This is a genomic window from Natranaerobius trueperi, assembly GCF_002216005.1.
Lineage (GTDB): Bacteria > Bacillota > Natranaerobiia > Natranaerobiales > Natranaerobiaceae > Natranaerobius_A > Natranaerobius_A trueperi.
In genome coordinates this window covers 19,712-32,646 of the sequence record NZ_NIQC01000015.1, presented here as the reverse complement: position 1 = coordinate 32,646, position 12,935 = coordinate 19,712, and the positions used below count along the sequence as shown (strand labels likewise).

Genomic DNA, 12,935 nt, shown 5'->3' with positions numbered 1-12,935 from the left:
AGATTTAAAAAGAATTGGCTGTCATGCGGCATTACTATGTAAAAGCCAAAAAGTCCTAGTACGATTAGAGTAATTAATACCCGCAACTTGAGCAGGAGTAGACTGATTCAAAACATTGCTTGTCCTAACAAAGTTGAAAGCAAAAATAAAAACAGTGATAAGCTTGTTAGCGGACTGGTAAGAAACAAAACCTCTGCGTTGCTTAACCCAACTTTTAAGAATTTGAAAAAAGATTCAATCAAATTGTTAGAGATATCATCTTGAAAAGACTCGACTCTGATGTGATTGGAGTGTGGGAACAAAACTTTAATTGGAGTATTGTACGCCCAATATCTATCTGTAACGATACTACGAGGTTGTCCAAACTGTTTCTTAGCATAGTTCAACACTTTAAAAGCAGCTTGGCTATCTCTGTAAGGCGATAAGTGAAAGCAAGAACAAATCTAGTTTCAGCATCAATGACAGTCCAGGCATAGAATCATTTGCCTTTAACTTTAATTACAGTTTCATCAACATGCACTCATCAGAAGAGTCAAGATCAACCGGTTTAAGGTATTTAGAGATGTAAAGAAAAAGAGGTGCAAACTTTTTAGTCAGTTAGCAATATTAACATGAGACATTTTAATCCTTCATATCAAAGAAGGAACTGAGAGACCTTTCTAGTAGAGCTATTGTTGATAAAGTAAAGGTAAAGAGCTCGAATAATAGTATGAAGAGAATGTCTCATGTTAGAGAAGTCTACTTTACCGTTAATATCAAGCTGCGAAGGGTCAGGAATACTTTGAGGTTTTGGGACATAGAAGGAATGATTACAAGTTTTATCACAACACCTCAAATTCACTACTATTGCTCATACTCTAGTCATTGTATATACTGCACCAGTTTTTGGCACTTATTTCCGCCATGTGCCTTGCTATATATTCAATTATAGGCCGTAAAGAAAGAAGTAATGTTTCATTACTAACTTATACTTTTTGGCTATATTTTTTATCAGCTCTATTTTTGTTGCCTATTGCAATAAATGATTTTCAATTAAAGTTTGGGTCTCAAGAAATCATAGCCATTACCGGTTTAACATTATTTACTACTCCCTTAGGACATACCATATACAATGCAGCCCTTAGAAAGGTACGAAGTTTTTATCCCTGTATTATATCTACTCAAGAAGTAACAGGTGGAATCTTACTTGGCATAATATTTTTAAATGAAATTCCAACTCGTGAAACTATTATTGGAGCAATGATATCCTTAATAGGTATTATAATAATTGTTTATCATTCTCATCATCAGAGACAACATCAGTAATAATCTTCTTAAGTTGTGGTGTGAACTTAGTTGAATCGTAGTTTTGTAATTTTTTATCATATATTCTAATACCTACAAAAGCAAATGACATGAGTATTATTCCTGAAATAAATCCTAAAATATCCTCATTTATATCTAGATCAGAAAAAAAGTTACTTCCAAAAATTATTCCTGTAACTAATGCAAGTAAAGGAACCATATAAATTAATATTGAAGCTTGTACGATATCTTTACCTTCAAGATCAATCATAACTTTATCACCGATCTTAGCATTAATTGAATTCTTAAGTTCAAAGGTTGAAGCCTTATTTTTACTTAACCCAAAGTCACACGCACCACATTTTTTACAAGCAGAGTGTCTTTGAACTTTAACAGTAACATATCCATCTTTTTCTTGAATTACTTCGCCTATTTGGCCTTCTGATTGTGACATTTTTATCCTCCTATTATATTATGATTTCATCTATAAGTTTTTCAGCTGCTCTATGCGGACTGATTTTATACTCTAAAACACTATTAATAGTATTGTTCTTATTATCATGTGAAATTAATTTTTCAACTCTTTTTCCAATTTCATGTCGTAGTAAATCCATCACTTGTTCTCTAGCTCGTTGTTCCCTTAATTCATCCCATTTACCTGAGGTTTTCAACTGTTTTTTGTGATCATCAATTTTTGATGATAGTTCTTCTACGCCAGCACCTGACATAACAGAGGTTGAAACAACAGAAGGACGATTTTCTTGTTCATGATAATAAAAATCTAACATAACTTCAATTTCACGAAGTAATTTTTCTGTCCCGGAAAGATCTGATTTGTTGATAACAAAAATATTCCCAATCTCCATTATACCAGCTTTCATAGTTTGTATACTATCACCTGAATTAGGAGTTAACACAACAAGAACAGAGTCTGCTATTTTGACCACATCTATCTCGCTTTGTCCTACTCCAACAGTTTCTAATATTATTATATCAAAACCAGCTGCATCTAGTATAGAAATTGCCTCACGGGTTGAAACACTAACCCCTCCTAAACTACCTCGACTAGCCATACTTCTAATAAAAACACCCGAATCTAAAGAATGATCCTGCATTCTTATACGATCACCCAATATAGCTCCCCCACTGAAAGGGCTAGAAGGGTCGACAGCAATTATACCAACTTTTAAATCTTGTTTACGTAACTCTCTAATTAAAGTATTAGTCAGCGAACTTTTTCCCGCTCCTGGTGCACCAGTTACTCCTACAACATGAGCCTCTCCCGTATGAGGGAAAATTTGATCCATTAAGGAAGTCATTTCTTTTCCACCATTCTCAGCCTCACTTAAAGCCTTAGCAATTACTCTTGGCTTCTTCCAACTAATATCACTATAATTCATGCTAGACCTCCCAAATTAGTTCTCAATTAAGCCTTGAAAATATCCTTCTCCGCCCAAAATGCGGTAGATCAACGTTTTTAACGATTATGAGTTTTCTTCTAATTTGAGTGTTATGATAAAACAACTTAAACATCTAACGAGTGCTTTTAGCTACTTTCCTGTTTGAATAAATTAGTATTGTTATGAGGACTAGAGTCTGTTTAAAACAGCTTCTTAAAAGCAGTTTCTACAGCATCAAGTGTATTTTCCATATCTTCATCGGAATGAGCTAGAGAAACAAACATCGCTTCATACTGACTTGGAGCTAAATATATTCCTGCTTTTAACATTTCTCTAAAGAATTTAGCAAACATATCATTATCAGCGTTTGCAGCAGTTTCAAAATTATAAACTTGTTCGTTTGTAAAGTATAGACCAACCATAGATTCTACTTGATTAATTGTAACTCTAGCATTAGTCTTTTCTTTTATATCCTTCAGACCATTAGCAAGTTTATCACTTTGTTTACTTATTTTTTGGTATGTTTCAGCTTGTTTTAGAACTTTTAAAGTTTCATAACCTGCCCGCATCGCTATTGGATTTCCTGAAAGAGTACCAGCTTGATATATTGGTCCATCTGGAGCTATTTTTTCCATAATTTCTTTTTTACCACCATATGCACCCACAGGCATTCCACCACCTATTACCTTACCTAAACAAGTTAGGTCTGGTGTAACACCATAGTATTCTTGGGCACCACCATAAGATACCCGAAAACCTGTCATCACCTCATCAAAAATTAGTAATGCTCCATATTGTTCAGTTATCTCTTTAAGCCCTGCCAAGTATCCTTCTAGGGGAGGCACAACCCCCATATTGCCTGCTACTGGCTCTAGAATAATACCAGCAATATCATCACCAAATTCTTTAAATATATTTTCCATTGTTTGCAAATCATTATAAGGAGCTATGATAGTATTTTCAGCAATACTTGTAGGAATTCCTGGACTATCAGGTAAACCCAAAGTTGTAACTCCAGAACCTGCTTTAATCAACAAACTATCTGAGTGTCCATGATAGCAACCTGCAAGTTTAATTATCTTATTTTTACCAGTATACCCACGTGCAAGTCTCAATGCACTCATAGTAGCTTCAGTACCTGAGTTAACCATTCTAACCTTTTCAATTGATGGTACTGCTTCAATAACTTGTTTGGCCATTAGATTCTCTATTTCAGTTGGTGATCCATAACCGGTCCCTGAGTCTAATTGATCTCTAATAGCATTTATTACTCTTTGGTGATTATGGCCTAATATTAATGGACCATAAGATGCAACATAATCTATATACTCATTATCATCTTCGTCATACACTTTACTACCTGTACCTTTTTTAATAAATAATGGGTCCTCATTCACAGAGTTAAAAGCTCTAGCAGGGCTATTAACTCCTCCTGGCATTAGTTCTTTTGCTTTTGAATACATTTTTTGAGAAGTACTCCATTCCATATAATATACCTCCTAACTATTAGTAACTATAACTTCTTTCCTTCACTTAACTTTTTAATAATATCGTCTACCCACACTTCTAGATCATGCCTATCTAGATCTTCAATCATATCATCTGGAGATACTTTTCTAACTACCTCATTTAATATTCGTTTTCTTTTATTTACACAGCTTATTTGGTTTTTAAGTCTACTCCTGAAATTAGTGATAAAGTATAGATATTTATCCCATTGGTTATCAAATTGAGCCTCTAAATCTTTTCTAACTTTTTTAGCTAAAACAGGGCACTTTCCTTGAGTAGAAATAGCTAAGGAAAGGTCACCTCGTTCTAGTTTTGAAGGAACTATAAAGTTTGAATCTTCGAGACTTGTAGCTATATTCACAAATTTATCATACCTTTTTGCAAACTTGGCAATTTCCTTATTTAAATCATCATCATTTGTACAAGCATAAATCAAATTATATTTCTTTACATCATCTAGATCAAATTGTTTAGATTTCCAAATAATTAAGTTTTTATTATACCAATTCAGTAATTGATCCGTTACTTCAGGGGAAATAACTGTAATATTGGCCTCACTTTCTAAAAGTGATTTTACTTTTCTAGTAGCTACTTTTCCCCCTCCAACAATTAAACAAGCTTTTGCCTTTAGATTTAAAAAGATAGGATAAAGTTTACTCAAAAAAAACCTCCTTACCACTTCCTATTCAAAGCTACAGTTTGGACAGTTACAGGATACACATTTATAATATAATCCTCCATGACCTAGTTTTGCTATATCTTCTTAAGTGATCGTTTTATCGCTAAAACTCTAGGGTAGTAATAGGTCAAAGGCTGTAGTCTTTGTATACACACATACTGGCAAACCAAAACAGGTTATCATTCAGATAAGCTAATAGTAGCATAGCACAAAGTAGAGTCGGTTTCCATAGGTGATAATTTTTGCTCTAGTACTTCTAATAGCTTCTAGAATATTGCCACAGGATCAACTTACTTCCACCAGTAACCACCACTAAATCAATGTCCTGTCTAATCTAAATTGATAATCTCTTGCTGTATTTTATCTTTATCCTCTGGTAAATAATATCGTTTATTTCAAAGTTTTATTCTTTAATTTTTCTTCTATAGCTAGGGCAAATTTATCAGGTATCTTTGTGGGTTTGCTAATCACTCTCCAGATACATCCTAATCCGACAGCATCTTTCGTTTTTATCTTTTTCTATTGAACCCATCTTCATCTATAATCACCTGAATTTTATCTCCTAAGCTGACTTTACCTCCTTTTAATACACGGGCAAAAATTCCTTCTTTTGGCATAACACAGTCTCCGGCTTGGTGATAAATAGCACATCTATCATGACATTGCTTACCAATTTGTGTTACTTCTAATTTAACATCTTCTCCAATATATATACGTGTACCTATCGGAAGTTCGTACAACTTAATATTTTTAGTAGTTAAGTTTTCAGCAAAATCTCCTGCAGAAACATCTAAACCTTGATTTTGCATTTTTTCTATACTCTCTTCTGATAGAAGACTTACTTGCCTGTGCCAACCCCCAGCGTGTGCATCATTTTTAAGTCCATAGTTTTCTATTAATAAACCTTTCCCTACATTTTGTTTTTTTTGGCCAGTTGTTTCACTTACACAAACTGCCATTAGTTCTCCTATAAATTCCATTTATATTTCCCCCTTTAGTTATCCTCCTATTTGACTCATATTTCTTTTAGACCTATATTCATTCCCAAAAGTCCAAGACTTATCTGACGAAATATTATGTTTTTCTGGTTTCATCTTTATTGCTTTGTTAAGTACTTTCATGAGATCCTCTTGCGATTTTAAAGCAGGTTTTAAATCCAATTCTTCATCAGAAAACAAGCACGTTTTAAGCTTCCCATCAGAAGTAAGTCGAATTCGATTACAATCACTACAAAAATGATCACTTACAGGTGATATAAAACCTAGCTTTCCATTTGAATTTTTAAATCTATAATAACTAGCAGGACCTTCCCCTTTTACTGTTTCAGCAGGTATTAATTTCCCTAGCTTTTCACAAATTTGTTTGATACTATCAACACCTATAAATCTACTCTTCCAATTATCATTATTCCCTATGGGCATATATTCGATAAAACGTATCTCTACATCTTGTTTAATAGACATACGAGCAAAATCTAAAATCTCGTCATCATTAGTACCTCTAATTACAACTACATTTATTTTAATAGGGGTTAACCCTTGATTAGTAGCTTCTTCAATCCCATAAAGGACATCACTTAAATTCCCACCCCTTGTGATGTTATTAAATTTTTCTTCATTCAAAGTATCAAGACTGACATTTAATCTATTCACTCCAGCTTCCTTAAGTTTAGCAGCTTGATTTTTTAATAATATTCCATTTGTGGTTAGAGAAATATCTTGAATATTATCAAAGTGATTTACTAATTCTATTAACTTATGAAAATCTTTTCTAACAAGAGGCTCTCCGCCTGTGAATCTAAATTTTGTTATGCCAAGTTGTACTGCAGCTTCAATGACTTTTCGAATATCTTCGTACTTCATAATGCTAGTATAACTCACTTTTGAAATACCTTGGTGTGGCATACAATAAAAACATCTTAAATTGCAGCGATCAGTTACAGAAATTCTCATGTAATCAATTTTTCTACCATGATTATCCAAATACATACACTCCCTCCTAAAATAAACATCAACTACTTGAAAAGCAGTTGATGTTTATATTCTCCTTTCCAAGCACGGGAGGAAAACGGGTTTCCCCGTATTCCTACCGGCTGAACACCATAGGATTAAGATCCCTTAGGTACTTCAGCTCGGAGAATCAGTATTTAATTGTCTAAATATCTTCTAGCTATTTCAAGTTGGGAAGGTGTGTTAACATTAAAAAAAGATATTAAATCTGGATCATATTGTTTACAATAATTTTTTGATAATGTTAATACCTTTTTTGTTGAAAAAAAACTAACAATGCGATGGTTTTCAGACAGTAATTGTTGTTTTATATTTGAAAGACAACTCTTATGGTAAATTGCAAATAATGGTTCATAAAACTTACCGAACTTAGGGATTACCACATCCCAAGCATTTTCCTCAATCTGACCAACCATTGCTTCGATTAAGTTTGAATTAATAAAAGGCATGTCCCCGCCAATAACAAAACCGTATTCACTATCTATTTCGCTAAGCCCAGAATAAATTCCTCTTAAAGAACTTTTTTTTAAATGATTCATTTTATCTTTAATAGTTTTAACTGAATACCCATTGAAGTTTTCACAATTATTTGACACAATGATAGTTTCTTTAAAGATTTTTGTAGTTATTTCTAAAACAAAATCTATTATTCGTTTTTTGTTAAGTTCTAAAAAAATTTTATCTGTTCCCATTCTCTTACTCTCACCACCAGCTAAAACAATAGCTGTAGATCTCATCCCCCAAAGTCCTCCTTTATTCTAGCTAGATCGTCTCCTTATAGTTTAACAGATAATAAGAATAAGAGCTAATAATCTATGAAATGATTAGTTATTTTTTACATTATTTTTCGAATCTCTTTCTCTCAATTTACGTGATACTATCCCACCAATTTTCCCAGATTCTTCAGCTGTTAAATTTGACCACCCATACTTTAGTACTTTCCCACCAAGCCCCATTTTAATGGCAGTTTTCCATTTTAAGTATTCTTTTAATTTCTCTTTGTTTTCATCCTTCATATTTAATTACCCCCTAGGAATTAGTTTTGCTATTCCTAGTTTTTCTAAAACTCTAATTTTACATGCAAGCTTTTCATAAAAAATAAATGTGATAATCAATTATGATCATATTTCCATCAGATTCGATTAGAGTGACAGCTTTTTCTAAAACTTTATTAATATACTTTTTATCATTACTTATTCCTGCAAGACCAATTAGTGATCTTTGCCATTTATCTTGATAATCTATTTCAGCTATAGATAAATTGAACTTGTTTTGTATTCTTGTTATTATACTTTTTAAAATTTTTCTTTTTTCCTTTAAAGACCTTACTCCTTCTATATTAAGATCAACTTCGGCAACACCAACTTCCAAGAGTGATCACCTCATTATAATTATATTTAAAAAGCGACCTTCGTAAAGGCCGCTTTTTTTGATTATCCCCATTTCCCTTTTTCAATATGTGTTTCTATTTCTGCTTTTGCTGATTGCTTTATTAATGTTGACTGCTCTTTAGCCTTTTCAAATAGAGATAGACAACCAGGATCTAAATTTATATCTATACCTTCTTGAGAAATATGTTCGATTTCTTCCATTAAATCTGCTAATTCCATTAACAATGAATTTGTTTCTCTTGACTTTGTGACAAGTTCTTTTGCTTCCCCAGTTAATTCACTGAACTTTTCTTTTGGTGCCCCACATTTAGGACATTTTTCAGGAGCTTCTTCAGCTTCAATAATAAAATTACAAACTTGACATTTCCACATTTTAGCTCACCTCTTAATTTAAATTAGTAACTATTATTTATATTCGTTCTATTTTTATAAAATCCTTCTTTTCCTGATCATTTTTTTGCTATTGCAACTGTACCTGAACCATCATAATCCCAAAGTTTATCTGTAAAACCACAATAAAAATCTATATTCCTAAAGTCCAAATCTAATAGAATTTTTTCTAGATTATGTTTTCTTAAACATAATAATTCAATTGTACTATGATAAACTTCAGTATCATTATTGTCACAATTAGCTTGATCAATTTCTAACTCAGTATGAAAATTAACTTTAATCTCACTTTTAGGACTGTAGTGCCTGTTGAATCTTACACGCCCTTCCTTTGCTGTAAGAGTCGGGAATGTTTTGTTTTCTATTCCATTTAAATCATAATTGACAGTTTGAATTATTAATACTCCATCATCTGATAGATGATTTTTGGCTAACTCAAGACTGTTTGCGACTTCATCAACGCTTTGTAAATGAGGTAAGGTATTTCCTATACACATAATCCCATTATAAGTAGATTCAAAGGGATATTGCTCTAAAATGTCTCCAACTGCTACATGAGCTTTGTTTAGATTTCTTTTTTCAATAGTTTTTATAGCCTTGTCAATCATGCCATAGTCACTATCAATACCATATGCCTCATGCCCTCTTTCAGCAAAAGAGACTACATAACTTCCTGTTCCACAACCAAGATCCAATACTTTGTCACTCTTTCTTAATTCTAAAGCTTTTTGTATCCATGATATCTTTTTATCTGAAACAGGAAATAAACTGTCATAGTGTTGAGCCAATTTTTGATATAGAGTCATCAATTTTCCTCCTAATTACTAAACTCTTTTAACACTGGTTGTAACTGTTCTCCTTTTAAAGCACATTCTACAGAGTCCCAAAGTAACCGAAAATCAGACATTAAAGAATCAGGTTTATTAACTGGATTATCTTGTCCAAATGGTACAAAATATACATTAGACATATTTAACAGTTTTGCTATATTGGTTGAATTTAAACTCAGACCATCATTAGTTGAGACAGCAATAATTATTGGTTTTTGTGTTCTAAGATGTGCTTTTGCTGCAAGTGAAACACTATGTTCATTTAAACCATTAGCTATTCGTGCCAGTGTAGCTCCTGTACATGGTAAGATCACCATTAAATCAGACAAATCGTGAGGACCAAAAGGTTCTGCACCTACGATATCCGTTATTGGAGGCCTTTTAGTAACTTTTTGAAAATTTGTGTACCAATAATTGCCGGATCCGAATTTAGTTGAAATATTTGATACAGAAGGTGATAGTACAGGAGTAACCTCATGCCCTTGTTTTTCAATCTCTCTACATTTTTGTAATGCAGTTTCTAACTGATGATACGCACCTGTAACACCAAACGCTATAGAAAGTTTATTGCTTGTCATGATTATACCTCCTAATATTACCATAAGCATACTAAGTTATCTTTAGAACCAAATTAATCAATTATATTATATTTCTTTATTCTTAGCTATTTTCCTTCTAAAGAAAATCTATAATTTTCAGCTTAATTTAGAGGAAAAATCAATGTTATAACGAATTGTAGTTTATTGTGAACAAAATTAGGATATTATAAAAAAGTCGGGAGGAATACGATGATTGACATATTAAAGGTATTAATTTTTTCAATGCTACCTATCGTTGAAATTAGAGGTGGTATTCCACTAGGATTATCTTTAAATTTTTCCCCAGTTGAAGCTTTTGTAATAAGCGCTATAGGAAATATAGCAGTAATATTCCCATTAATTGTTACTCTTAATCTACTTGACCCTTATTTTAGGAAAATTCCTGGTATTAAGTTAATTTACCATAAAGCTATTGATCGTGTTATATCAAAAAGAGACAAATACTTAAAATATGGTAAATATGCTTTGTTTTTCTTTGTAGCAATACCTTTTCCAACAACAGGTGCTTGGACTGCCTCATTAGCTTCTTATATCTTTCAAATACCAATTAAAGACTCTCTCTGGATAATAAGTGCAGGTGTTTTCACCTCAGGTCTAATCGTCCTTGTTTTGTCTACTACTACAATATCATTTATTTAGCCAACCTTGGTTACAAACCAAGGTTATTTTTTTAAGATAAAATATATAATTACTGTTAATACTATAAAAAAGAACTCAATTCACAAGGGGTGAGTATATGACAGTAATCAACCAAGAAATTGATTTGGATGGATTTGTAAATCAAGTAGCACAAAATCTAATAAAAAATCTAAAAAGTGAGCACACAGAAGTACAAAATATATTTGATCATTTACTGAAAAGAAAGGGTAAAATGTTCAGACCTTCACTTTTATATCTATCTACCAAAATCACATCTGGGAACATAGATGATGCATTAGAAGTTGCAACAGCTTCAGAAATGATTCATATAGCTTCTTTGGTCCATGACGATATTATAGATAACTCTGAAATAAGAAGAGGACTACCAACTATTAATAGTAACTGGGGAAACAAAATTGGTATCTTAATCGGAGACAATTTATTTGCTGATGCTTTTACATTATTAACTCCATATGAAAAAAAAGAGATTCTGTTCACCTTCACACAAGCTATAAGTAAGATGTGTCAGGGTGAAATTATACAACTTAAGCACGCTTTTAATCCTCAAAAATCGTTAGATACTTATTTTAAGATCATCGAATATAAAACTGCCAGTTTATTAGCAGCTTGTTGTAAATCAGGTGGATTAATATCAAATGCTCCTGACTATCAGATTAATTCATTATATCTATTTGGCATTCATTTAGGTAGAGCGTACCAAATAATCGACGATTTACTAGATTATCTAGCAAACGATAAAGATGAAAAACCACGAGGAAAAGATTTGAGTGAAGGTAATATCACATTACCTGCCATTTATACTTTACAAGAGAAACAAGATTTAGGTTATGAATTTAAAAATTATTGGAATAACCGAGACAAAGAATGTTATATGAGTATCCTTGAGCAAATAACCTATTCTAACAGTATAAAAAAAACTTTAAATACTGCAAAAAATGAAGTTTTGTATGCCCAACAAGCCATCAAACAATTACCGCACAACAAGTATCAAGACTCCTTATTCGAAATATCAAACAAAATATTAAAGCAAGTTAATAAATACAGTTATTAGATAATTTTCGTTTTCCGTAATGATCGAATAACATAATATAAGTAAATAGTATCTTTTCCTGCTAATTCTAACAACTCTTTTCTTAAAGAATTCAGATTTAATTCATCAGTTTTAGAATCTGATAGATATAAACATAGTAGACCTTTTACGATTGTTTTGTGAAATTCACAATCAGGTAATTCTTTAACCTTATTCAAAGACATGCGTGTGAAAAGTTTTAACCTTTCTCGCAAATGGTTATAATTAGAGTAAAAAGAAACAAAATTCAAGTCATTTTCTTCTAAATCTTCCTTTTGATCAATTAAATAATCCAACAAAATATGTAAACCACATACCCATGGGAAGTAACTATTTATCAATTTATCACGATAATTGAAGGGTGGATTTTCATATTCAAACGCTAATGAGAGTAAAGAGAATATCAATAGTGTTGATCCTGATGCACAAGAAAATTCCCACCAATAGAGATTTGGGTACTTTTTTTCATAGTCCTTAAACCATTCTTTCAATTTACTCACTCTAATATCTATATTTAGATGTTTATATACTTGTAGTTCGCAGTACAATTTGGTATAAAAAATTAGGTCTTCATTTAAGTAACGAACCCCTGATATAGAAGATAATTGTTTTTTACTTGTATTTACAAGCTCTTCTAAATACCCACCATCTTTTTTATAGGGGTATAGTTCATAGTAGCTTTCACAGTTTTTTGAGATTGAATTTATTCTGCTGTTATCAAATATATCCATCATTGATTGGTGTAGACACCTAAAACTTTTTTCATCTAAAACTCCAGATCTATCACATAAATTATCTAAGTAATCACTTATTGTCTGAAAAGCAACTATAAAACGTAGTAATTTTATATTAAACTTCTTTTGGCGTAATGAATACACACTTCCACCTTGACAATGAAATTTTTTAGCTCTAATACTTACTAATCCTTGAGAGCTCAAAAAAGAACACGGTGCATTATTAATTCTAAAAGACCAATATTTTAATTCCTTGTCAGTTAAAGGTATAGCTTTAAATATAAAGTTCATTACTATATCTTTTCTCATAATAAACCCTCCAATAAAAAAACCTGCTATTTAGGAATTACATCCTAAATAGCAGGTTTTACTTAATCCGCA

Annotated in this window: 16 protein-coding genes, 1 pseudogene and 1 riboswitch; of the genes and pseudogenes, 3 read left to right on the top strand and 14 right to left on the bottom strand. The window is 32.0% G+C overall.

Going from position 1 to position 12,935, the window contains the following annotated elements; all coding sequences use genetic code 11:
* Window positions 1-21: 21 nt before the first annotated feature.
* Window positions 22-838 (bottom strand): annotated as a pseudogene (locus CDO51_RS07730) (IS6 family transposase); the annotation flags it as partial.
* Between the two features lie 47 nt (window positions 839-885).
* Between CDO51_RS07730 and CDO51_RS07725 the strand changes: the two are divergent.
* Window positions 886-1,305 (top strand): DMT family transporter, encoded by a 420-nt coding sequence (locus CDO51_RS07725; protein WP_205842153.1) that lies wholly within the window; start codon window positions 886-888, stop codon window positions 1,303-1,305.
* Here the strand turns inward: CDO51_RS07725 and CDO51_RS07720 are convergent.
* From CDO51_RS07720 to CDO51_RS07665, 12 genes are all read right to left on the bottom strand, one after another.
* On the bottom strand, window positions 1,259-1,738 hold the full coding sequence (locus tag CDO51_RS07720; protein WP_089023714.1) for a SoxR reducing system RseC family protein: 480 nt from the start codon (window positions 1,736-1,738) through the stop codon (window positions 1,259-1,261). The two genes, CDO51_RS07725 and CDO51_RS07720, sit on opposite strands and share 47 nt — an antisense overlap.
* 13 nt (window positions 1,739-1,751) lie before the next feature.
* Window positions 1,752-2,684 carry a methylmalonyl Co-A mutase-associated GTPase MeaB gene (meaB, locus tag CDO51_RS07715; protein ID WP_089023713.1) on the bottom strand — a complete coding sequence of 311 codons (933 nt, stop codon included), beginning with the start codon at window positions 2,682-2,684 and terminating at the stop codon, window positions 1,752-1,754.
* Window positions 2,685-2,884: 200 nt separating this feature from the next.
* Entirely contained in the window at window positions 2,885-4,171 is a 1,287-nt protein-coding gene (gene hemL, locus CDO51_RS07710; RefSeq protein ID WP_089023712.1) for a glutamate-1-semialdehyde 2,1-aminomutase, read from the bottom strand.
* Window positions 4,172-4,197: 26 nt separating this feature from the next.
* On the bottom strand, window positions 4,198-4,854 hold the full coding sequence (locus CDO51_RS07705; protein ID WP_158212381.1) for a precorrin-2 dehydrogenase/sirohydrochlorin ferrochelatase family protein: 657 nt from the start codon (window positions 4,852-4,854) through the stop codon (window positions 4,198-4,200).
* 527 nt (window positions 4,855-5,381) lie between these two features.
* The gene (locus CDO51_RS07700) at window positions 5,382-5,843 is read right to left on the bottom strand and encodes an MOSC domain-containing protein (RefSeq protein WP_089023741.1); all 462 of its coding nucleotides are present in this window, start codon (window positions 5,841-5,843) and stop codon (window positions 5,382-5,384) included.
* A gap of 27 nt (window positions 5,844-5,870) precedes the next feature.
* Window positions 5,871-6,860: a GTP 3',8-cyclase MoaA gene (gene moaA, locus CDO51_RS07695; RefSeq protein WP_089023710.1), complete on the bottom strand. Its 990-nt coding sequence runs from the start codon at window positions 6,858-6,860 to the stop codon at window positions 5,871-5,873.
* Between the two features lie 39 nt (window positions 6,861-6,899).
* A riboswitch (molybdenum cofactor riboswitch) is annotated at window positions 6,900-7,021 on the bottom strand.
* Window positions 7,019-7,618, bottom strand: coding sequence for a molybdenum cofactor guanylyltransferase (mobA, locus tag CDO51_RS07690; protein WP_089023709.1), 600 nt, complete (start codon window positions 7,616-7,618; stop codon window positions 7,019-7,021). It overlaps the preceding riboswitch by 3 nt.
* 87 nt (window positions 7,619-7,705) lie before the next feature.
* Window positions 7,706-7,897, bottom strand: a complete 192-nt coding sequence (locus CDO51_RS07685) for an alpha/beta-type small acid-soluble spore protein (RefSeq protein ID WP_089023708.1) — start codon at window positions 7,895-7,897, stop codon at window positions 7,706-7,708.
* A 73-nt stretch (window positions 7,898-7,970) separates the two neighbouring features.
* The gene (locus CDO51_RS07680; RefSeq protein WP_089023707.1) at window positions 7,971-8,252 is read right to left on the bottom strand and encodes a DUF503 domain-containing protein; all 282 of its coding nucleotides are present in this window, start codon (window positions 8,250-8,252) and stop codon (window positions 7,971-7,973) included.
* 62 nt (window positions 8,253-8,314) lie between these two features.
* Entirely contained in the window at window positions 8,315-8,644 is a 330-nt protein-coding gene (locus CDO51_RS07675; protein WP_089023706.1) for a rubredoxin-like domain-containing protein, read from the bottom strand.
* 77 nt (window positions 8,645-8,721) lie between these two features.
* Window positions 8,722-9,468 (bottom strand): class I SAM-dependent methyltransferase, encoded by a 747-nt coding sequence (locus CDO51_RS07670; RefSeq protein ID WP_089023705.1) that lies wholly within the window; start codon window positions 9,466-9,468, stop codon window positions 8,722-8,724.
* A gap of 11 nt (window positions 9,469-9,479) precedes the next feature.
* Complete coding sequence (locus CDO51_RS07665; protein ID WP_158212380.1) at window positions 9,480-10,070, bottom strand: dipicolinate synthase subunit B; 591 nt, start codon at window positions 10,068-10,070, stop codon at window positions 9,480-9,482.
* A 210-nt stretch (window positions 10,071-10,280) separates the two neighbouring features.
* Between CDO51_RS07665 and CDO51_RS07660 the strand changes: the two genes are divergently transcribed.
* Both CDO51_RS07660 and CDO51_RS07655 read left to right on the top strand, forming a co-directional pair.
* On the top strand, window positions 10,281-10,730 hold the full coding sequence (locus CDO51_RS07660) for a COG2426 family protein (protein WP_089023703.1): 450 nt from the start codon (window positions 10,281-10,283) through the stop codon (window positions 10,728-10,730).
* A gap of 97 nt (window positions 10,731-10,827) precedes the next feature.
* On the top strand, window positions 10,828-11,802 hold the full coding sequence (locus tag CDO51_RS07655; protein WP_089023702.1) for a polyprenyl synthetase family protein: 975 nt from the start codon (window positions 10,828-10,830) through the stop codon (window positions 11,800-11,802).
* Here the strand turns inward: CDO51_RS07655 and CDO51_RS07650 are convergent.
* Entirely contained in the window at window positions 11,799-12,863 is a 1,065-nt protein-coding gene (locus CDO51_RS07650; RefSeq protein WP_089023701.1) for a tetraprenyl-beta-curcumene synthase family protein, read from the bottom strand. The two genes, CDO51_RS07655 and CDO51_RS07650, sit on opposite strands and share 4 nt — an antisense overlap.
* Window positions 12,864-12,935 lie beyond the last annotated feature (72 nt).